Genomic DNA, 19,863 nt, shown 5'->3' with positions numbered 1-19,863 from the left:
GCTCCGGCTCGCACCGGAAAGCCGGGCGAAAGCCTCGGGCGCTGCACGGCCTTTGGTCCAGCGTCCTGCCCGGCGCTTCCCGTCGAGCCCCCATGCGCATCGCTTCCGTTCGCACCTTGTTCGCCGTCCTGTTCGCCGTCGGTACACTCGTCGGCACCGTCACCGATAATGCAAGCCTGATCGACCCCGGCTTGCCGCGGGTGCGCGAAGGCATTCGCGACATCCGCCCGGACGGTTCGCTCGAGCGCGAGGTCAAGCGCGGCGATCGCGCACTGCATGACCACACGTTCGCGCTGCCGCCGCGCGTGTTCGCGGCCGAACTCGTTCAGCGAAGGCCGGCTCGGGGCCGACGTGACGGCGGCGTGGCGCGTGCCGCTGCCATGATGCGCGGCGCATTCGATCAGAAGCGGTGACGAATGCCGACGATCGCAAGCTCCTGGGTCGCCTTGCCGCCATCGACGTAGGCGTCCGCAATCACCGCCTGCGCGGGGCCCGCGCCGTTGCTGCCCGATGCGTGCCCGTAGCTCATCGTCGCGTAGAGATCGGTGCGCTTGCTGAGCGCGTAGTCGGCCGCGAGCGTGACCTGCTGGTAGGTGGCCGACGAATCGCCGTGCGATTTCAGGTAGTTGTACCCTGTCTCGAACAGCAGCACGGGCGAAGCCTGCCACGCGACGAACACCGAGCCGTTGTTGTAGCGCTCGGCCGTCCCGAACGTCGAATTGCCGTCGCGCAGGTATTCGGCATAACTGTAGTGGCCGCCCATCGTGAATGCGCCGAGCACGTAGCTCACGCCGGCGCGCGCGATATTCACCGCACTCGCCGTCGCGTAAGCATTGTTGACCGGCGACAGGAAGATCGTATCGGCGCTGCTTGCCCCGCGCGTCGACAGCGCCGCGTTACCGTTGTCCAGATGCGCGTAACCGGCCGCGACGGTCAATGGCCCGGCCGTGTACGACATCGCCGCGTTGTACGCCTGCCCCGAACCGACCGAGCCGGCCACGCCGCCGAACCCGTACATCGCGGCCACCTGCAGGCCGCCCCACGACGGGCTCACCCATTTGACCGCATTGCTGTTGCGGACCGAACCGTCGGCATTGTCGACGTCGCCGGGCGCCGTGAAGTACTCGAGGAAATTGTTGCCCTGCACCGGCAACACCAGATCCTGCAACGTATCCTGCTGACGGCCGGCCGTCACCGTGCCGAATCCGCCCGCCAGCCCGACGAACGCCTTGCGCCCGAACAGCAGGCCGCCGCTCATCTTGCCGCTGTTCACGTTGAAGCCGTTCTGCAGGTTGAACAGCGCGCTCAGGCCGCCGCCGAGATCCTCGGTGCCTTTCAGCCCCCACTGGCTGACGGACATCTGCCCCGACTGCAGCTTGACCTGGTTGCTTGCGCCGCCGGTGTTGTGCGTGTACTGAATCGATTCGTCGATGACGCCGTAAAGCGTGACCGAGCTTTGCGCGAATGCGGTGCCGCACATGCCGGCCGCGCATGCGAGGGTGGTCGATGCGATCCATTTCATTGCCGTGCTCTCCTGTCGTTGCGTGATTGATCCATCCGATTGACGTGCTTCAGACGTCATTCGTCATTTAATTTGGATAACGAATTGATGAAGACGATACGAAGCGCCTGCGCGTCCCGCGGTTCTACCTATGCCGTGCCGCGCGAGCGCGGTGCCTGAACAGGCAGATCAGCTCGCTCGCCACGTGCGCGGCGACGAGCGCGGTCATGTCCGCATGATCGTAGGCGGGTGCGACCTCGACCACGTCCGCGCCGACCAGGTCGACCGACGTGAGCCCGCGGATGATCGACAGCGCCTGCGCGCTCGACAGGCCGCCCGGCACGGGCGTGCCGGTGCCGGGCGCGAACGCCGGATCGAGCCCGTCGACGTCGAAGGTGAAATAAGTCGGCCGCGCGCCGACGATCTCGACGATGCGTGCGATGGTCGCGTTCACGCCGTGCTCATGCACCCAGGCCGCATCGAGCACCGACACGCCCATGAAATCGTCGTTCCACGTCCGGATGCCGACCTGCACCGAGTGGGCGGGATCGATCAGCCCGTCCTTGATCGCCTTGTAGAACATCGACCCGTGATTGAGGCTGTCCGGCCGATCGTCGGGCCAGGTATCGCAGTGCGCATCGAAATGGATCAGCGACAGCGGCCGGCCGTACTTTTCCGCATGGGCCACGAGCAGCGGATAACTGATGTAGTGATCGCCGCCGAGCGTCAGCATCCGGGCACCGGCATCGAGAATCGTGCGCGCATGCGTGACGATCGTCTCCCTGACGGTCGACGGATTGTGCACGTCGAGCCAGCAGTCGCCGTAGTCGATCACTGCATAGTCGTCGAACGGATTGATCCCCCATGGATACGGCAGCAGCACGCCGAGCTGACTGCTCGCCGCACGGATCGCGCGCGGGCCGAGCCGTGCGCCCGGACGGTTGGTCGTCGCGATATCGAGCGGCACACCGGTCACCGCGAGATCGACGCCGGCCAGTTCCTTCGTATACAGGCGCCGCATGAACGACACCACGCCCGCATAGGTGTTCTCCTTCGACGAACCATAGGGCGATTCGCGGCGGATCGCGCCGTCTCCGCGCAGGACAGATTGCTTCTGCATGATGCGTCACCCCTTTTTCGTGTGCCGATAACGCGCACGCCGGTGTCAGATGCCCAGCGCGCAGCCGTCCTTGCGATGGTCGGACGCGCCGATCAGCGTGCCGGCCTCCCAGTCGATCCGGATCGCCTGCGCGCCGCCGATCGCCCAGCTCGGCGCGACGAGGTTGAAGCCGCGACGCGCGAGCGCTTCGCGCGCCGCCGCGGGCATCGTGCATTCGACTTCGACCTGATCGGTGCCCGGCCGCGGAAAGATGCGCGGCAGGTCGATCGCCGTTTGCAGGTCCAGGCCGTAGTCGAGCACCTTCGACAGGAAGTGCGCATGCCCCATCGCCTGATAGTGGCCGCCCATCACGCCGAACGTGATCTGCACCTTGCCGTCGCGGGTCACCATGCCGGGAATGATCGTGTGCATCGGCCTCGCGTGCGGTGCGATCGCGTTCGGGTGGCCTGCTTCGAGCGTGAAGCTCTGGCCGCGGTTGTGCAGCATCACGCCCGTTTGCGCGGACATGATGCCGCTGCCGAACGGATGAAACAGCGAGTTGATGAAGCTCGCGCAGTTGCGATCCTTGTCGACCACGCAGATGTAGACCGTGTCCTTGTGCTCCACCGGCGCCGCGACCGGCGCGCCGATCGCGTGCAGCGCCGCGATGCGCGTACGCAGCGATTCGACGGAGGCCTCCGACAACAGCGTATCGACGTCCATCGGCCGCCGGCGCGGATCCGCCAACAACACGTCGCGCAGCGCATACGCGACGCGCGCGGCATCGATCTCGCGGTGCAGGCGCTCGGCGCCGAGCGGATCGTCGTTCGCATCGAAGCCTTCGAGCAGCTTCAGCATCAGCAGCGCGATGACGCCCTGCCCGTTCGGCGGACACTCGTGCACGTCGTAGCCACGAAAGCGCGCGGTGATCGGCGTCACGTATTCGCCATGGAACGCCGCGAAGTCGTCCATCGTATGCAGGCCGCCCATGCTGCGCAGGCGCGCCACGATGTCCTCCGCGACCCCGCCTTCGTAGAACACGCGCGGGCCCGCTTGCGCGATCGCCTCGAGGGTGCGCGCAAGCAGCGGCTGCCGATGCACGCTGCCTGCCGGTGGTGCGTGGCCGGCGACCAGCATCTGCGCGCGGCTCGTGGCGTCCAGCGACAGCAGTTGCGCCTGATGCGCCCAGTCCGCCGCCGCGCGCGGCGCGACCGCATAGCCGTCGCGCGCGAACCGGATCGCCGGCGCAAGCAATGCGGAAAGCGGCAGCGAGCCGTGGTCGCGCGCGAGCGTTGCCCATGCGTCGACCGCGCCGGGCACCGTGACCGCGTGCGGCGAGTGGCGCTCGATCGACGTGACGCCGAGCGCGCTCAGCCGCTCGACGCTGGCGGCGGCCGGCGCCCAGCCCGACCCGTTGAAGCCGACGATGTCGTCGCCGCCGCCGCGCGAATAGAGCGCGAAGCAGTCGCCGCCGATGCCGGTCGAGCCGGGCTCGACGACGCATTGCACCGCGCACGCGGCAATCGCGGCGTCCATCGCGTTGCCGCCCGCTTCCAGGATCCGGACGGCAGCCAGCGTCGACGCGGGATGCGACGTCGCGGCCATCGCGCCGGTCGACATCACGAGCGAGCGGCCCGGTTGTTCGAAATTCCTCATGGTGCGCTCCCGATTCAGCGTGCGGCCAGCGACCGGCGCCACGCGAGCGTGTCGTCGAGCGCCCGTTTCGACGCATCGAACAACTGGTCGATTTCGTCGTGCGTGATGATCAACGGCGGGCAGAAATTGAACGCATCGCCGAGCGCGCGCGTGATCACGCCATACGCCAGCGCCCGCTCGCCGGCATGGGCGGCCACGCCTTCGGACGGCGGGAACGGCGTTTTCGTCGCCTTGTCGGCGACCAGTTCGACCGCCGCGAGCAACCCGGCCCCGCGCGCCTCGCCCACGAGCGGATGTTCGGCGAGATCGGCCACGCGCTGCTGGAAGTGCGGGATCACGCTGCGCACGTGGTCGAGCACGCCGTCTTCGTCGTAGATGCGCAGCGTCTCGAGCGCGACGGCCGCGCAAACCGGATGGCCGCTGTACGTGAAGCCGTGGCCGAAGGTGCCGATCTTTTCGCTTTCGGCTACGAGAGCGCGATAGATCGCATCGTTGACCATCAGCGCCGAGATCGGCAGGTAGCCGGCCGACAGCTGCTTGGCGACGACGATCATGTCGGGCTGCATGCCGAAGGTTTCCGAGCCGAACATGTTGCCGGTCCGGCCGAACCCGCAGATGACCTCGTCGGCCACGAGCAGGATGTCGTACCGCTTCAGCACGCGCTGGATCTTCTCCATATAGGTGGCCGGCGGGACGATCACGCCGCCCGACGCCATGATCGGCTCGGCAAAGAACGCGGCGATCGTGTCGGGCCCTTCACGCAGGATCAGTTGCTCGAGCGACTCGGCGCAGCGCGTCGCGAACTGCTCCTCCGATTCGCCCGGCAGCGCATGACGATAGTAGTGCGGGCAGTCCGTATGCAGGATGCGATCGATCGGCAGGTCGAAGTCGCGATGGTTGTTCGGCAGGCCGGTCAGGCTCGCGGACGCGATCGTCACGCCGTGGTACGCCCTCGTGCGTGCGATGATCTTTTTCTTCAGCGGCCGCCCGAGCGCGTTGTTGTAATACCAGATCAGCTTCATCGCCGTGTCGTTGGCTTCGGAACCCGAGTTCGCGAAGAACACCTTCGACATCGGCACGGGCGCCATCGCGATCAGTTTCTCGGCCAGCAGGATCGACGGTTCGGACGACTTATGACCGAACGCGTGATAAAACGGCAGCTTGCGCATTTGCCGGTCCGCCGCGTCGGCGAGCCGCGATTCGCTGAACCCCAGCGACGCGCAGAACAGGCCGCTCAGCGCTTCGATATAACGGTTGCCTTCCGTGTCGTACACGTAGACGCCCTCGCCGCGCTCGATCACCATCGGCCCGACATCGCGATGGCGGCTCAGGTTCGTGTACGGATGAAGGACATGATCGATGTCGTTCTGCTTCAGAGTGTGCATGAGTACCTTCCTGGTTTCGTCTCTTCCATGGTCGTGTCTTGCGTGTACGGCACCGGCCCGAACCGGCCGCCGGTCACCGCTACTTGAGCCCGCCGGACAGGAACTTCTGCAACCGTCCGCTTTTCGGCGTCTTCAACAGGTCGCGCGGATGGCCTTCCTCCTCCACGATGCCCTCGTGCAGGAACATCACGTGGTTCGACACTTCGCGCGCGAAGCCCATCTCGTGCGTGACGACGATCATCGTGCGGCCTTCGCGCGCGAGATCGCGCATCACCTTGAGCACGTCGCCGACCAGTTCCGGATCGAGCGCCGACGTCGGTTCGTCGAACAACAGCGCGTCGGGCTCCATCGCGAGCGCGCGGGCGATCGCGACACGCTGCTGCTGGCCGCCGGACAGGTGCGCCGGATACGCATCGGCGAAACGCGTCATGCCCACCTGCTCGAGATAGCGCTCCGCCCGCTCGTGCGCCTCCGCGCGGCCGAGCTTCAGTACGTGCAGCGGCGCCTCGACGACGTTCTGCAGCACCGTCATGTGCGCCCACAGATTGAAATGCTGGAACACCATCGCGAGCCGCGTGCGCATCCGGCGCAACTGGACGGGATCCGAGATCCTGATCCGGCCGCGGCGGTCGACCGACGTCCTGACCTCGCCGCCGCCAAGCGAGACGCGGCCCGACGAAGGCGATTCCAGAAAATTGATGCATCGAAGCAGCGTGCTCTTGCCCGATCCCGACGACCCGATCACGCTGATCACGTCGCCCGGATTGGCGGCCAGCGAGACGCCTTTCAGCACCTCGTTGTCGCCGTAGTGCTTGTGAAGATTTTCGACGGACAGTGCATTCATGTGGCGTGGCTCCGCGATGGGGCGAGCGTGGAAAGCGGCAGCGGCCGCAAGTGAACGAGCAGGCGGCGCTCGGTTGCGCGGATCAGCAGCGCGACGAGCCCGGTCAACGCGAAATAGACGGTGCCGACGGAAATGAACGCCTCGAACGGTGCGTAGTAGTTCGCGTAGAAGTCTCGCGCCGCGCCCGTCAGGTCGATCAGCGTGATCGCGCTGACGAGCGACGTACCGTGCAGCATCAGGATGACTTCGTTGCTGTAGGCGGGCAGGAAGCGGCGCAGCGCCGACGGCAACACGATGCGGCGCCAGGCGGTCGCACGCGACATCCCGTATGCCTGCGCCGCTTCGATTTCGCCGTACGCGGTCGCGCGGATCGCACCGGCCAGGATCTCGACGGTGTACGCACAGGTGTTCGCCGTCAGCGCGATCATCGCGCAGCCGAACGGGTCGCGCAGCAGCAACAGCAGCGGATTGCCGCGCTGCCACGCGTCCTGCACCCACTGGAACTGGCCGAAGCCGTAATAGACGATCATCAGTTGCGCGAGCAGAGGCGTGCCGCGCATGAACCACGTATAGACCGCCACCGGGCCGTGCACGAAACGGTTCGGCGACACGCGCAACACTGCCAGCGGAATCGCGAGCAGCAACCCGAGGGCGAGCGAACCCACGGTCAGCTGCACCGTGACCCACAGCCCGCCGGCGTACGCGCCCAGCAGCGAGATCCATTGTTCATGGCTCATCCGTGCAGCCTCCCCTCGCGCATGCCGCGGTTCAGCCGGACGCGGGCGCGCGCCATGCACGCCGTCGATCCCGACGTCACCAGCAGATACACCGCGCAGGCGGCAAGATAGAACGTCATCGGCGCCTGGGTCGTGCGGCCGGCCTGGTCCGAGATGAACATCACGTCGTGCAGGCCGATCAACGACGCGATCGCCGTGGTCTTGAGCAGCACCAGCCAGTTGTTCAGGGCGGCGGGCAACGCGAGCCGCGCCATCTGCGGCAACAGGATGCGGCGAAACGCGAGCCCGCCCGAGAATCCGTATGCGCGCGCCGCCTCCATCTGGCCGCGCGGCACACCGAGGATCGCGCCACGGAACGTCTCCGTGTAGTACGCGCCGAAGATGAAACCGATCGTCAGCACCGCGGTGGCGAACGCGTCGACGTCGGGCGCATGCAGGCCGAACACGGCCGACAGCCGGTTCAGCACGATCTGGCCGCCGTAGAACACCAGCAGCATCATCACGAACTCCGGCACGCCGCGAATCAGCGTGGTGTACGCGGTGGCGGCCGACACCAGCACGCGCGAGCCCGACAGCTTGGCCATCGCGCCCGCCATGCCGATGCACACGGCGAGCGCGGCGGACAGCACGGCGAGCACGATCGTCATCTGGGCGCCGCGCAACAGGGCCGGCAGGTATTGCTGCAACTCGGACATGACGCTCCTTTCCCGCGCGCTGGCGGTTCGTTCCGGCCGCACCGGCGCATACCCGCACGCCGGCGCGATGCCGATCGGCGGACGATCAGTAGATGTCGAAATCGAAGTACTTCTTCTCGATGGACTGATACACGCCGTTCGCGCGAATGGCCGTGATCGCCTGGTTCAGTTGCTGCCGGAGATCGTCGTCGGTCTTGCGCACCGGAATGCCGTAACCCTCGCCCAGCAGCGTCTTCTGCTCGGGCGTCGTACCGACGATCGGCGTGCCGACGAACTTGAAGTTGGCGCCTTCCGGTTTCGTCAGGAACGCGGAATAGGCGGCGGTCGCGTCCTGCAACGCGGCATCGATGCGGCCCGAGCGCAGATCGAGATAGACCTCGTCCTGGGTCGGGTAGCGCACCAGCTGCACGCCGTTCTGCACCCAGTACGCGCTCGCGTACTTGTCGGCCAGCGTGCCGCGCTGAACGCCGACGCGCTTGCCCTTGAGTTCCGCCGGCGTCGCGTCCTTGATCGGGCTGCTTTTCGCGACGACCAGCCGGCGCGGCGTGTTGTAGTACTTGTCGGTGAATGCGACCTTCTGCTTGCGCTCGGCGGTGATCGCGACCGACGCGACGATCGCGTCGACCTTGTCGGCCATCAGCGCGGGCAGCAAGCCGTCCCAGCCGATCTGCACCAGCGTGCAGTTCGCGTGCATCTGCGCGCACAGCGCATGGATGACGTCGATGTCGAAGCCCACCGGCGTGCCGTCGGGCTGCATCGACGAAAACGGCGGGTACGCGCCCTCATAGCCGATCCGGATGTCCTTCCACTCTTTCGCGTGGGCCTGCGCGGCCGCCAGCAGGACGGCGACGAGCAGCAGGAATCTCATCATGGGTCGCTTCATATCGACACTCCGTAACGTGTTTCGTGGGAAATGACTGCGTAATCGTGTTGCAGGTGTTTCGTCCGACAATTCGTTCGGATCACTGATCGATAGGCACGAGGCGACAGCCATCGCCTCGTGCTGTTTCCGTCAGTGCCCGCCCGTCATCCAGTCGCGCACGGCCGGGACGGTCGCTTCGATGTGCTCGCGCACCGCGGCCTCGAGCGCGGCAGGATCGCCGCCCCGGATCGCGTCGACGAGCCCCATGTGGTCGTCGCGCGACGTCTTCGGCTTGTAGGCCCGCTCGAGCCACAGACGCATGTGCGGTTCCACCACCGTGTGCAGCCCGGCAATCTGCGTGATCAGGCGCTGGCGCCCGCACAGCTGACACAGATACTCGTGAAAGCTGCGATGCGCGGTCACCCACTGCTGGCCGTCCGGTTCGGCGCGCTCCATCACGTCGATCAGGCGCGTCAGTTCGTCGAGATGCCGCGGCGTGATGTTCGGCAGCGCCATGCGCGCCGCCAGCCCTTCGAGTACGCCGCGCATGCCGAACACCACCTCCATCTCGTCGACGTCGAGCCCCCGCACGATCGCGCCGCGATTCGGACGGATCGCGACCAGCCCTTCGCTGGCGAGCCGACGGAACGCTTCCCTCACCGGCATGCGGCTCGTATTGATCTCGGCGGCGATGTCCTCGGGAATCAGGCGATCGCCGGCCTTGTACGTCCCCATCCGGATACGGTAAAGCACGTGTGCGTAGGCCTCTTCCTCGGCCGTGGCGGGAAATTGCGAATGCAGCGGCGGTGTACGTGCGTCCATGTTCATGCAATGACCTCCTTCGCGGAACGTCGGCACCGTCGCGAAGTGCCCGCACACCGATGGCGCGTGGCAGGCTCGCGAACGTCCGTTCGATCTCGAATGAAAGGCTTGTGTAATAGTGGATATTTGTATCTACGGCTGCACTATACGACGCCAGAAATAATGTCGAATATGGGTTAACCCTTGGTATCGGCGAGGCACCGACGCGCCGTCACCCGCCAACAAAAACGCCCAACGCCGGGAATCCGACGTCGGGCGTATCAACCCATTGCAGCGTGCGCCTCGATTCGCCGCGTTGAGCACACGGCATGTGCGGCGCTTTTCGCGCCTGCGGCCGGCGCAGCGGCCGCGTCGCCAGTCAGCGCGCGTCCGCGGGCATGGCAGCGCGCTTCGCCACCCCGTCCCGCTCGATCCGCTCGACGATGCGAGCGAGCCGAATGATGTCGGTCAGCGCGAAATCGGCCGCATCGGGCCGCGGCCGGCCGCACTGGTCGGCCATGCGCATCGCGAACGCGAGCGCTTCGGCACGCTCGCGCAGCAGCGCGCGCAATGCATCCGCGATCACCTGCCGGTCGCGCGGGTCAGCCAGGCGCAGCACGGAACCGTCGTCCGGCATCGCGAACGGCCCGGCCGCCAGCACGGCCACATCCGGCACGCGCATCGTGTTTCGTTCCATGGTCTTCCTCTTTGTCGACTCGCGACCGACCGGCGCCTTACCGTCGGTTGGACCGCGACACCACGTCGATCCACACCGCCAGCACCAGCACGGCGCCCTTGACGATCATCTGCCAGTACGCGTCGACGTCCAGCATCGACATGCCGTTGTCGAGGCTCGCCATCACGAGCGCGCCGATCAGCGCGCCGTAGACGGTGCCCGACCCGCCGCGCATCGACGTGCCGCCGATGAAGCACGCGGCGATCGCATCGAGTTCGCCCATCGTGCCCGCGGACGGCGACCCGGCCGCCAGCCGCGCCGTGTTCACCAGCCCGGCAAACGCGCACATCAGCCCCATCAGCGCGAAGATCGCGAGCTTCACGCGGTCGGTATCGACGCCCGACAGCCGCGTCGCCTCCAGGTTGGAACCGACGGCGTAGATGCGCCGGCCGAACACGGTCTGCGTCGCGATCCACGAGAACACGCCGAGCAGCACGAGCAGCAGCAGCACGGGCACCGGGATACCGCCGTAACGGTCGAGCGTCGCGACGAACGCGAACAGCACCGCGCCCGCGCCGACGATCTTCGCGACGTCCTGCCACCGCGGCGCGACCGCGAGCCGGTAGCGCCGCCGCGTCGCGCGCTGCCGCACCACCAGCAGCAACACGAGCGCGAACAGCAGGATCGCGAGGCCGTCCCCGACCAGGCGCGGCAGATAGCCCTGCCCGATGAACACGAAGCCGTCCGATACCGGCGCGATCGTCGAGCCGCCCGTCACGCCGAGCAGGATCCCGCGAAACGCGAGCATCCCGCCCAGCCCGACGATGAACGACGGCACGCGCCGGTAGGTCGACCACCAGCCGTTGAACAGCCCGATCAGCACGCCGAGCGCGAGCACGGCCGGGATCGTCGCCGCGACCGGCCAGTGACGGTTGACGTCGAGGATCGCCGCGACGCCGCCGAGCAGCCCGAGCAGCGAACCGACCGACAGGTCGATCTCGCCCGCGATGATGACGAACACCATCCCGCACGCGAGCATGCCGGTGATCGACATCTGCCGCAGCAGGTTCGAGACGTTGCGCGGTGTGACGAACGCGCCGTCCGTCAGCACCGAGAAGAACGTCCAGATCACGACGACCGCCAGCAGCAGCGCGAGCAGCTTGTAGCGCGCGAAGATCTGGTGAAGCGGCAGCCGCGCCGGGCGGCCGGCGGAACGCTGCGCGTCGGCATCCGGCGTCGCCGGGGTCGAGGAAGAAAGTTCGGAATTCATGTCGCGCTCATTGCGGTGGGTTCGGTGGACAGCCGCGCGGGCTTCAGCGCGGCGCCGAGTATCTGTTCCTGCGTGAGGCCGTCGTTGACGAAATCGCCGCGCAGCTCGCCTTCGCCGATCACCAGCACGCGATCGGCCAGCCCGAGCACCTCGGGCAGCTCCGACGACACGACGATCAGCGCGACGCCGCGCTTCGCCAGCGCGAAGATCAGCCGGTAGATCTCCACCTTCGCGCCCACGTCGACGCCGCGCGTCGGCTCGTCGAGGATCAGCACCTGCGGCTCGGCCAGCAGCATCTTGGCGAGCACCGCTTTCTGCTGGTTGCCGCCCGACAGGCTCGCGATCGGCAGGAACGGATGCGCGGCGCGCACCGACAGCCGCTGCATCTCGGTGCGGATCGCATCGAGTTCGGCGGCCGCGTCGATCCGCCCGCGCGCCGCGAAGCGCCGCAGCACCGCCAGCGTGATGTTGTGGCCCACGCCGAGCTGCGGCACGATGCCGTGGCGCTTGCGGTCCTCGGGCACCATCGCGATCCCGGCGCGGATCGCGTCGGCCGGCGAACGGATCGACAACACCCGGCCGTTCATCAGCACGGTCGCCGTGCACGCGCCCGGATACGCGCCGAAGATCGCCTGCATCAGCTCGGTGCGGCCCGCGCCCACGAGCCCGGCGACGCCGAGGATCTCGCCGCGCCGCACGCTGAACGACACGTCGTCGACCCGCTTGCGGCGCGCGTTCGTCACGTCGCGACAGGTCACGTTGCGCGCTTCCAGCACGACCTCGCCGATCGCGTGCGGCTCGCGCGGATACAGGTCGCGAATCTCGCGGCCGACCATCATCGCGATGATGCGGTCGGTGGTAAGCGCGTGCATCGGCTCGGTCGCGACATGACGGCCGTCGCGGATCACGGTGACCGTATCGCAAACGGCCGCGACCTCGTCGAGCTTGTGCGAGATGTACACGCACGCGACGCCGCGCCGCTTCAGGTCGCGCACGATGTCGAGCAGGATGCGCGTTTCGGCGGCGCTCAGCGACGACGACGGTTCGTCGAGGATCAGCAGCTTCGCGTCCTTGTTCAACGCCTTCGCGATCTCGATCAGCTGCTGGTGGCCGCCGCCGTAGTTCATCACCGGCTGTGCGACGTTGATCGAGTCGATCCGCAATTCGCGCAGCAATTCCTCGGCGCGCCGGACCATCGCGGCGAAGTGCATGCGCCCGCCCGGCAGCGTGATCTCGTTGCCGAGGAAGATGTTCTCGGCCACCGACAGTTCGGGCACGAGCATCAGCTCCTGGTGGATGATCACGATGCCCGCCCGCTCCGTGTCGCGCACGCCGGATGCGGCGAGCGGCGCGCCTTCCCAGCGGATGTCGCCGTCCCACGTGCCGTGCGGATAGACACCCGACAGCACTTTCATCAGCGTCGACTTGCCCGCGCCGTTCTCGCCGCACAGCCCGACGCATTCGCCGGGCCGCACGGTGAGGTCGATGCCGTCGAGCGCTTTCACGCCGTCGAAGGTCTTGACGATGCCGCGCATCGTCAGCAAGGGTTCCGTCATTCGTTCATTGCCTCGCAGGATGCGCGCGGGCGCGCCGGTAAGCCGCCCGCGCGTCGCGCCGTTACTGGCTCGCCAGCTGCGCCTGGGTATAGAAGCCGTCCTTCACGACGACGTCGACGTTGCGCTTGGTCAGCAGCGTCGGCTGCAGCAGCACGGTGTCGACCTTCTTCCTGCCGTTGTCGTACTGCGCGTTGAACGCGGGCTTCGTGCCCTTCGCGAGATCCACGGCCAGCTTGGCCGCTTCGCTCGCGATCAGCTTGAGCGGCTTGTAGACGGTCATCGTCTGCGTGCCGGCGATCACGCGCTTGACCGCCGCGAGATCCGCGTCCTGCCCGGATACCGGCACCTTGCCGGCCAGATGCTGCGCCGCGAGCGCCTGGATCGCGCCGCCGGCCGTGCCGTCGTTCGACGCGACAATCGCATCGATCTTGTTGTTGTTCGCGGTCAGCGCATCCTCGGTGATGCGCAGCGCGGTCGACGCGCTCCATTCGGGCACCCACTGCTGGCCGACGACCTTGATGTCGCCGCGATCGATCGCGGGCTTCAGCACCTTCAGTTGTCCTTCGCGCAGCATCTTCGCGTTGTTGTCGGTCGGTGCGCCGCCGAGCAGGAAGTAGTTGCCCTTCGGCTTCGCGTCGTAGACGCCTTGCGCCTGCAGCTCGCCGACCTTCTCGTTGTCGAACGAGATGTACGCATCGACGTCCGCGTCGAGGATCAGCCGGTCGTACGACACGACCTTGATGCCGGCCTTCTTCGCTTCGGCGACGACGTTGCCGAGCGTCTTCGAGTTGAACGGCACGATCACGATCACGTCGACGCCGCGCGAGATCAGGTTCTCGATCTGCGAAATCTGCCGCTCCTCGCTCGCGTCGGCCGACTGCACCGACACCTTCGCGCCGAGCTTCGTCGCGGCCGCGACGAAATAGTCGCGATCGCGCGACCAGCGCTCGACGCGCAGGTCGTCGATGCAGAAGCCGATTTCGGGTTTGTCCTTGCTCGCATGCGCGAGCGGTGCGCCCAGCGCGAACAGCGCCAGCGCAGCGGCGCCGGCAAGCGAACTCAATACGGTACGACGCGTCACGGTTTTCATGTCTCCAGACTCCTTGTTATGGAACCACCTCACGAACCGCGGGAGGTCGCCGGAATGCGCCGCCCGCATCGAGTCACTGCAAAGCACGGCATCGTGCGACGCGCATCGCATCAGCGATCCGCCCGTCAAGCACCCGTGGCAAACACCGGTTCGAGCGCACGGTAAAGCGCGCGAAACGTCGGCCGCCGCACGTCGCGATACCACGCGTGGCGCGCCATGTCCGGCTCGCGCACCGCGACGACGGGCGGCTGCGGGCACACGTCGTCGAGCCGCGCATCCGGTTCGAGCGCGAGATGCGCGAGGCGCGCGGCGCCCAGCGCCGGCCCCACTTCGCCGCCCGCGCGCAAGGTCAGCGCGCGGCCGCTCAGGTCGGCGAGCATCTGCGTCCAGTACGCGCTGCGCGAGCCGCCGCCGATCACCGTGATGCTGTCGGGTGCGAGCCCGGCCGCATGCAACGCATCGATGCCGTCAAGCAGCGCGAAGCCGACGCCTTCGAGCGTCGCGTTCGCGAGATCCGCACGCTGCGTGTCGGGCGTGAGCCCATAAAACACGCCCTTCGCATTCACGTCGTTGTGCGGCGTACGCTCGCCGCTCAGGTAAGGCAGGAACCACGGGCGGCTCGCGCGCGCATGCGTTTCGGCATCGTCGAGCAGCGCCGCGACGCCGTCGTAGCCGGCCAGTTGCGCGGTGAAGTCGACGCAGCCTGCCGCGTTCAGCATCACCGACATCAGGTGCCACGTATCCGGCAGCGCGTGACAGAAGCTGTGCACGGCCGATTCGGGATTCGCGCGGAACCCGTCGGACACCGCGAAATAGACGCCCGACGTGCCGAGCGACAGCAGCGCATCGCCGGGCCGCACGATACCGACGCCCACCGCGCCGGCCGCGTTGTCGCCGCCGCCCGCCACCACCGGGATCTCGCGCAGGCCGAGCGCCCGTGCGACGGCCGGCAGCAACGTGCCGGTGACGCGATTGCCTTCGAACACGGCCGGCATCTGCGCGCGCGACAGCCCGCAGGCGGCCAGCAGCGTGTCGTCGTAATCGCGCTTCGCGACGTCGAGCCACAGCGTGCCGGCGGCATCCGACGGATCGGTCGCAAATGCGCCGGTCAGCCGGTAGCGCAGGTAGTCCTTCGGCAGCAGCACGTGGGCGATGCGTGCGAACACGTCGGGTTCGTGACGGCGCACCCACAGCAGCTTCGGCGCGGTGAAACCCGGCATCGCGATGTTGCCGGCCACGGCGCGCAGTGCGGGGGCGAGCCGTTCCAGTTCCGCGCACTCGGCATCCGCGCGTCCGTCGTTCCACAGGATCGCGGGGCGCAACACCTCACCGCGCGCATCGAGCAGCGTCGCGCCATGCATCTGGCCGGTCAGCCCCAATGCGTCGATGTCGCGCGGCTCGATACCCGCCGTGCGCGCATCCGAGACGAGTGCGGCCAGCACGCCGCACGCGGCATCCCACCAGTCGCGCGGGGCCTGCTCGGACCAGCGCGGTTGCGGCCGGCTCACCACGAGCGGGCGGCTCGCACTCGCGCGCACCGCACCGTCGCGGTCGAGCAGCACCGCCTTCACGCCCGACGTGCCGAGATCGAGTCCGATGTACATGGCGTCAGCGCAGCCCGTAGATCGCCTGGTTCACGATGTTCTCGCAGCGCTCCTGCGCGCCGCTCACGTGCTGCGGGTTCACGCCGCGCGCGAGCGCATCGGCCGCGAGCGACTCCAGCGTATAGTCGCCCGCCAGGATCTTGCGGCCGAACGCGTCGTCCCACTGCGCATAGCGTTGCCGGCGCAGCGCGTCGAGGCGGTCGTTCTCGACCAGCACCGCCGCGCGTTCGAGCGCGAGCGCGAGCACGTCGATCGCGCCGACGTGGCCATGGAACAGGTCTTCCGGATCGATGCTCTGGCGGCGCACCTTCGCGTCGAAGTTCATCCCGCCGGTCGTGAAGCCGCCGTGACGCAGGATTTCGTAGAACGCGAGCGTCAGCTCCTCGACGCTGTTCGGGAACTGGTCGGTGTCCCAGCCATTCTGCGGATCGCCGCGGTTCGCGTCGACGCTGCCGAACACGCCGAGCGCGAACGCATTCGCGATCTCGTGATGGAACGAGTGGCCGGCGAGCGTCGCGTGATTCGCCTCGATGTTCACGCGAATTTCGTTCTGCAATCCGTACTGCACGAGAAAGCCGTGTACCGTCGCGACGTCGTAGTCGTACTGGTGCTTGGTCGGCTCCTGCGGCTTCGGCTCGATCAGCAGCGCGCCCTTGAAGCCGATCCGGTGCTTGTGCTCGACGACCATCGACAGGAAGCGGGCAAACTGGTCGCGTTCGCGCTTCAGGTCGGTATTGAGCAGCGTCTCGTACCCTTCCCGCCCGCCCCACAGCACGTAGTTCTCGCCGCCGAGCCGGTGCGTCGCGTCGAGCGCATGGCACACCTGGGTCGCGGCCCACGCGAACACGTCGGGGTTAGGGTTCGTCGCGGCGCCGGCCGCGAAGCGCGGGTGCGAGAACAGGTTCGCCGTGCCCCACAGGAGCCGCACGCCGCTCGCCTGCTGCCGCTCGCCGAGATAGTCGACCATCCGCGCGAAATTCGCCGCATATTCGCGCAGGCTGTCGCCTTCCGGCGCGACGTCGGTGTCATGGAACGTATAGAAAGGCGTTCCGAGCTTCGTGAAGAACTCGAACGCCGCATCGGCCTTCAGCCGCGCCCGCTCGAGCGCGTCGCCCGGCTGCTGCCACGGCCGCTGGAATGCGGCCTGCCCGAAGATGTCGTGGCCCGGCCAGACGAACGTATGCCAATAGCAGACGGCGATCCGCAGATGCTCGGCGAGCGTCTTGCCCAGCACGCGCCGCTCGGGGTCGTAATGGTGGTACGCGAGCGGATTGTCCGACTGCGGGCCTTCGTAGCGAATCGCGGGAATGTGTTCGAAATACGACATGGCGTCTCCGTGCTGGGTCTTGTTGCAGCGCAACGTGCGTCGGGGTGGCGCACTCGGCCGAATTCGGTAGGCTGGATCGTGCCCGCGACCCTGCCGGGCGGCAATTGCGAAATTGCGCAGCACGCTTAATGTTTCTTGCCAGACGCTGCGCGCGGCGCGCGTTCCGCCCTACAATCGCCAAACACCAGACACCGCGCGCCGCCGACCCGGGCGCGCCCCGGAGACAACGGCACCGCGCCCCTCGACGCAGGTGCCCCGAGATCGAGATGACACGCGTCCCTTCCGCCCAGACACCGCATCGCATCGCGCTGCTGTTCAACGCGAACAAGGTCTACGACCGCGAGATCATCAGCGGCATCGGCCAGTACCTGCACACGACGCGCGTCGTGTGGGACCTGTTCCTCGAAGACGACTTCCGCTGCCGGCTCACCGGCATCGAGCGCTTCGACGGCGACGGCATCATCGCGGACTTCGACGACCCGGCCGTCGCCAGCGCGCTCGCGGGCTCGCCGCTGCCGGTCGTCGCGGTCGGCTCGTCGTACGAGGATCCGGCCCAGTATCCCGACGATGTCCCATATATTGCGACGGACAACCCGAAGCTCGTGTCGCTCGCCTATACGCACCTGATCGGAGCAGGGCTCGCGCATTTCGCGATGTACAGCCTGCCGATCGCGCAGGAGAACCGGTGGGCGCAACAGCGCGAGCTCGCGTTCGACCGGCTCGCGCGCGCGGACGGGCTCGATGCGCCGATCTACCGCGGGCTGTCGACGAGCGCATCGGGCTGGAATCACGCGATCGAACAGCTGATCGAATGGCTGCATGCGCTGCCGAAGCCCGTCGGCGTGATCGCCGTGACCGATGCGCGTGCGCGGCACCTGCTGCAGGCCTGCCTGATCGCCGGCATCGCGGTGCCGGAACAGGTCGCGATCATCGGCATCGACAACGATCCGCTCACGCGCACGCTGACGCGCATTCCGCTGTCGTCGGTAATCCAGGGCACCGAGGAAATGGGCCGCACCGCCGCGCACCTGCTGCACCGGATGCTGCGCGGCGCGCGTTTTCCCGGGCAGCGCATTCTCGTGCCGCCGGTCGGCATCAACGTGCTCGAGTCGACCCGCCACCAGCCGCTCGCGAGCCCGCACGTGATGCGCGCGCGGCATTTCATTCGCCAGTACGCGTGCCAGGGGATCAAGACCGAACAGGTTGCCGACTACGTCGGCGTGTCGCGTTCGCTGCTCGAGGAGCACTTCCGGCGCGAACTGCAGCGCACCGTCCACCAGGAAATCCTGCGCCACAAACTCGAAGCCGCGCAGGCGCTGCTCGCCGGCCGGCAGGCGTCGAGCGCAGAAGTCGCGATCCGTTGCGGGTTCACGTCGCTTCAATACATGTACGCGGTGTTCCGGCGCGAACTCGGCTGCACCCCGCGCGAATACCAGGAACGTGCGGCCGCCTCAGCCTCCTGCTGACGGCCGCCGCCCATCTGAGCTCTCCCCCATGCACATCGATACCGATTCTTCCTCCCTGACGCACGGCGCGGCGCGCGTGCATGCCGAGCCGTGGGGCACGCTGCCCGACGGCGAACCCGTTCGACGCTACACGCTGCGCAACGCGCACGGGATGCGCGTGGGCATCAGCGACCTCGGCGCGACCGTCGTGTCGTGGCTCGCGCCCGATCGCACGGGGCGCTTCGCCGATATCGTGCTCGCGCACGACACGCCGGCCGAGTACCTCGAATCCGGCGCCTACCTCGGAGCAACGGTCGGCCGCTGGGCGAACCGGATCGCCGGTGCGCGCTTCGAACTCGACGGTATCGGCTACCCGCTCGACCGCAACGAGAACGGCAACCTGCTGCACGGCGGCGCGAACGGCTTTCATCGCGCGCGCTGGGACGTGATCGACGACTGCGGCGGGCTGACGCTTCGACTCGACTCGCCGGAAGGCGACGGGGGTTTTCCCGGCAACGTGACCGTGCAGGTTCGCTACACGCTCGACGACGACGGCACGCTGACGATCGACTATACGGGGCGCACCGATGCGCCGACGCCGCTGAACCTGACGAATCACAGCTACTTCAACCTGAGCGGGCGCGCGGGCAGCGACGTGCGCGGCCATCTGCTGCAGATCGACGCCGACGCGTTCCTCGAAGTGGACGAGGCGCTGATCCCGACCGGCACGGCCGACGTGACCGGTACCGCGTTCGATTTCCGGCACAGCGCGCCGATCGGCGCGCGCCTCGACTGGCCGAACGCGCAACTGGCCCGCGCGCGCGGCTTCGATCATTGCTTCGTGCTGGGCGACGGCGCGCACGAGGCCCGGCCCGTCGCACGCGTCTATGACCCGGAAAGCGGCCGCGAGCTGATCGTGTCGACCGATCAGCGGGGCCTGCAACTCTATACGGGCAACTATCTCGATGGCCTGCGCGTAAGCGGCGGCACACGTTGCACGCCACACGCGGCGCTGTGCCTGGAGGCGGGCGGCTTTCCGAACCAGGTGAACATGGCCGGTTTGAGCGGCGACGTGATCCTGTATCCGGACGCCGTCTATCGACAGACCACGCGGTATCGGGTGGCCGTTCACGCATAGCGGGCGCGGGCGGACGAGCGGCGAGCCGGCTCCCGAAGCCGATAGACCGCGTTGAAAATCCGCCCGATCGCATCGCCTGACACATCGCGCCCCAGCGGGGCAAAAACTGCACCCGGCGGCAAAACGTCTCCTGAAACAGCTCGGTAAAGTGGCCTGCGGCCATGCGTCATGCATCAC

Annotated in this window: 18 protein-coding genes; 3 read left to right on the top strand and 15 right to left on the bottom strand. The window is 67.5% G+C overall.

The genetic code is table 11. The annotated features are described in order from the left end of the window. Nucleotides 1-92: 92 nt before the first annotated feature. A complete protein-coding gene (locus CFB47_RS41905) occupies nt 93-413 on the top strand; it encodes an alginate lyase family protein (RefSeq protein ID WP_256946810.1) in 321 nt (106 codons plus the stop codon). On the opposite strand, the gene CFB47_RS33035 is transcribed toward CFB47_RS41905, so the two are convergent. From CFB47_RS33035 to xylA, 15 genes are all read right to left on the bottom strand, one after another. Further along, nucleotides 401-1,522, bottom strand: coding sequence for a porin (locus CFB47_RS33035; protein WP_089463717.1), 1,122 nt, complete (start codon nt 1,520-1,522; stop codon nt 401-403). The genes CFB47_RS41905 and CFB47_RS33035 overlap by 13 nt on opposite strands. A gap of 124 nt (nt 1,523-1,646) precedes the next feature. Then, nucleotides 1,647-2,621, bottom strand: coding sequence for an agmatinase (gene speB / locus CFB47_RS33030; RefSeq protein WP_089463716.1), 975 nt, complete (start codon nt 2,619-2,621; stop codon nt 1,647-1,649). Nucleotides 2,622-2,666: 45 nt separating this feature from the next. Next, complete coding sequence (locus CFB47_RS33025) at nt 2,667-4,256, bottom strand: gamma-glutamyltransferase family protein (RefSeq protein WP_089464269.1); 1,590 nt, start codon at nt 4,254-4,256, stop codon at nt 2,667-2,669. A 14-nt stretch (nt 4,257-4,270) separates the two neighbouring features. Next, nucleotides 4,271-5,641, bottom strand: coding sequence for an aspartate aminotransferase family protein (locus CFB47_RS33020; RefSeq protein WP_039371201.1), 1,371 nt, complete (start codon nt 5,639-5,641; stop codon nt 4,271-4,273). 79 nt (nt 5,642-5,720) lie between these two features. Further along, a complete protein-coding gene (locus tag CFB47_RS33015) occupies nt 5,721-6,485 on the bottom strand; it encodes an ABC transporter ATP-binding protein (RefSeq protein WP_089463715.1) in 765 nt (254 codons plus the stop codon). After that, nucleotides 6,482-7,222 carry an ABC transporter permease gene (locus tag CFB47_RS33010; RefSeq protein WP_089463714.1) on the bottom strand — a complete coding sequence of 247 codons (741 nt, stop codon included), beginning with the start codon at nt 7,220-7,222 and terminating at the stop codon, nt 6,482-6,484. Before CFB47_RS33010 ends, CFB47_RS33015 begins: the two co-directional genes overlap by 4 nt. After that, nucleotides 7,219-7,917 carry an ABC transporter permease gene (locus tag CFB47_RS33005; protein ID WP_089463713.1) on the bottom strand — a complete coding sequence of 233 codons (699 nt, stop codon included), beginning with the start codon at nt 7,915-7,917 and terminating at the stop codon, nt 7,219-7,221. The genes CFB47_RS33010 and CFB47_RS33005 overlap by 4 nt, the downstream gene beginning before the upstream one ends. An 85-nt stretch (nt 7,918-8,002) precedes the next feature. Continuing rightward, nucleotides 8,003-8,788, bottom strand: coding sequence for an ABC transporter substrate-binding protein (locus CFB47_RS33000; RefSeq protein WP_256946809.1), 786 nt, complete (start codon nt 8,786-8,788; stop codon nt 8,003-8,005). 141 nt (nt 8,789-8,929) lie between these two features. Continuing rightward, complete coding sequence (locus tag CFB47_RS32995) at nt 8,930-9,607, bottom strand: GntR family transcriptional regulator (protein WP_089459877.1); 678 nt, start codon at nt 9,605-9,607, stop codon at nt 8,930-8,932. 352 nt (nt 9,608-9,959) lie between these two features. Then, complete coding sequence (locus tag CFB47_RS32990; protein WP_089459876.1) at nt 9,960-10,277, bottom strand: hypothetical protein; 318 nt, start codon at nt 10,275-10,277, stop codon at nt 9,960-9,962. 37 nt (nt 10,278-10,314) lie between these two features. Continuing rightward, on the bottom strand, nt 10,315-11,526 hold the full coding sequence (locus CFB47_RS32985; protein WP_089463711.1) for a sugar ABC transporter permease: 1,212 nt from the start codon (nt 11,524-11,526) through the stop codon (nt 10,315-10,317). After that, nucleotides 11,523-13,082, bottom strand: coding sequence for a D-xylose ABC transporter ATP-binding protein (gene xylG, locus CFB47_RS32980; RefSeq protein ID WP_089459874.1), 1,560 nt, complete (start codon nt 13,080-13,082; stop codon nt 11,523-11,525). Before xylG ends, CFB47_RS32985 begins: the two co-directional genes overlap by 4 nt. Nucleotides 13,083-13,143: 61 nt before the next feature. Next, on the bottom strand, nt 13,144-14,172 hold the full coding sequence (gene xylF / locus CFB47_RS32975; protein WP_089443869.1) for a D-xylose ABC transporter substrate-binding protein: 1,029 nt from the start codon (nt 14,170-14,172) through the stop codon (nt 13,144-13,146). A gap of 125 nt (nt 14,173-14,297) precedes the next feature. Beyond that, nucleotides 14,298-15,776, bottom strand: a complete 1,479-nt coding sequence (gene xylB / locus CFB47_RS32970) for a xylulokinase (RefSeq protein WP_089463710.1) — start codon at nt 15,774-15,776, stop codon at nt 14,298-14,300. A 4-nt stretch (nt 15,777-15,780) separates the two neighbouring features. Then, on the bottom strand, nt 15,781-17,103 hold the full coding sequence (gene xylA / locus CFB47_RS32965; protein WP_089443867.1) for a xylose isomerase: 1,323 nt from the start codon (nt 17,101-17,103) through the stop codon (nt 15,781-15,783). Nucleotides 17,104-17,369: 266 nt separating this feature from the next. Here xylA and CFB47_RS32955 point away from each other — a divergent pair, with 266 nt between their 5' ends. Continuing rightward, nucleotides 17,370-18,569: a DNA-binding transcriptional regulator gene (locus tag CFB47_RS32955; protein ID WP_089463709.1), complete on the top strand. Its 1,200-nt coding sequence runs from the start codon at nt 17,370-17,372 to the stop codon at nt 18,567-18,569. A 28-nt stretch (nt 18,570-18,597) separates the two neighbouring features. Next, nucleotides 18,598-19,686 (top strand): aldose epimerase family protein, encoded by a 1,089-nt coding sequence (locus CFB47_RS32950; protein WP_089463708.1) that lies wholly within the window; start codon nt 18,598-18,600, stop codon nt 19,684-19,686. Nucleotides 19,687-19,863 lie beyond the last annotated feature (177 nt).

Source organism: Burkholderia sp. AU27893 (assembly GCF_002223205.1).
Classification (GTDB): Bacteria; Pseudomonadota; Gammaproteobacteria; order Burkholderiales; family Burkholderiaceae; genus Burkholderia.
Note: the sequence above shows the minus strand (reverse complement) of the source record. Positions and strands in the feature narration are given on the sequence as shown.

Bases quoted from the DNA above. Each gene is read 5' to 3' on its own strand.
- CFB47_RS32950 (WP_089463708.1), top strand. From the start codon at position 18,598: ATGCACATCGATACCGATTCTTCCTCCCTGACGCACGGCGCGGCGCGC.
- CFB47_RS32990 (WP_089459876.1), bottom strand. From the start codon at position 10,277: ATGGAACGAAACACGATGCGCGTGCCGGATGTGGCCGTGCTGGCGGCC.
- CFB47_RS33010 (WP_089463714.1), bottom strand. From the start codon at position 7,222: ATGAGCCATGAACAATGGATCTCGCTGCTGGGCGCGTACGCCGGCGGG.
- CFB47_RS41905 (WP_256946810.1), top strand. From the start codon at position 93: ATGCGCATCGCTTCCGTTCGCACCTTGTTCGCCGTCCTGTTCGCCGTC.
- CFB47_RS33000 (WP_256946809.1), bottom strand. From the start codon at position 8,788: ATGATGAGATTCCTGCTGCTCGTCGCCGTCCTGCTGGCGGCCGCGCAG.
- CFB47_RS32955 (WP_089463709.1), top strand. From the start codon at position 17,370: ATGACACGCGTCCCTTCCGCCCAGACACCGCATCGCATCGCGCTGCTG.
- xylG (WP_089459874.1), bottom strand. From the start codon at position 13,082: ATGACGGAACCCTTGCTGACGATGCGCGGCATCGTCAAGACCTTCGAC.
- xylB (WP_089463710.1), bottom strand. From the start codon at position 15,776: ATGTACATCGGACTCGATCTCGGCACGTCGGGCGTGAAGGCGGTGCTG.
- CFB47_RS33005 (WP_089463713.1), bottom strand. From the start codon at position 7,917: ATGTCCGAGTTGCAGCAATACCTGCCGGCCCTGTTGCGCGGCGCCCAG.
- CFB47_RS33035 (WP_089463717.1), bottom strand. From the start codon at position 1,522: ATGAAATGGATCGCATCGACCACCCTCGCATGCGCGGCCGGCATGTGC.
- CFB47_RS33015 (WP_089463715.1), bottom strand. From the start codon at position 6,485: ATGAATGCACTGTCCGTCGAAAATCTTCACAAGCACTACGGCGACAAC.
- speB (WP_089463716.1), bottom strand. From the start codon at position 2,621: ATGCAGAAGCAATCTGTCCTGCGCGGAGACGGCGCGATCCGCCGCGAA.
- xylF (WP_089443869.1), bottom strand. From the start codon at position 14,172: ATGAAAACCGTGACGCGTCGTACCGTATTGAGTTCGCTTGCCGGCGCC.
- CFB47_RS33020 (WP_039371201.1), bottom strand. From the start codon at position 5,641: ATGCACACTCTGAAGCAGAACGACATCGATCATGTCCTTCATCCGTAC.
- CFB47_RS33025 (WP_089464269.1), bottom strand. From the start codon at position 4,256: ATGAGGAATTTCGAACAACCGGGCCGCTCGCTCGTGATGTCGACCGGC.
- CFB47_RS32995 (WP_089459877.1), bottom strand. From the start codon at position 9,607: ATGAACATGGACGCACGTACACCGCCGCTGCATTCGCAATTTCCCGCC.
- CFB47_RS32985 (WP_089463711.1), bottom strand. From the start codon at position 11,526: ATGAATTCCGAACTTTCTTCCTCGACCCCGGCGACGCCGGATGCCGAC.
- xylA (WP_089443867.1), bottom strand. From the start codon at position 17,103: ATGTCGTATTTCGAACACATTCCCGCGATTCGCTACGAAGGCCCGCAG.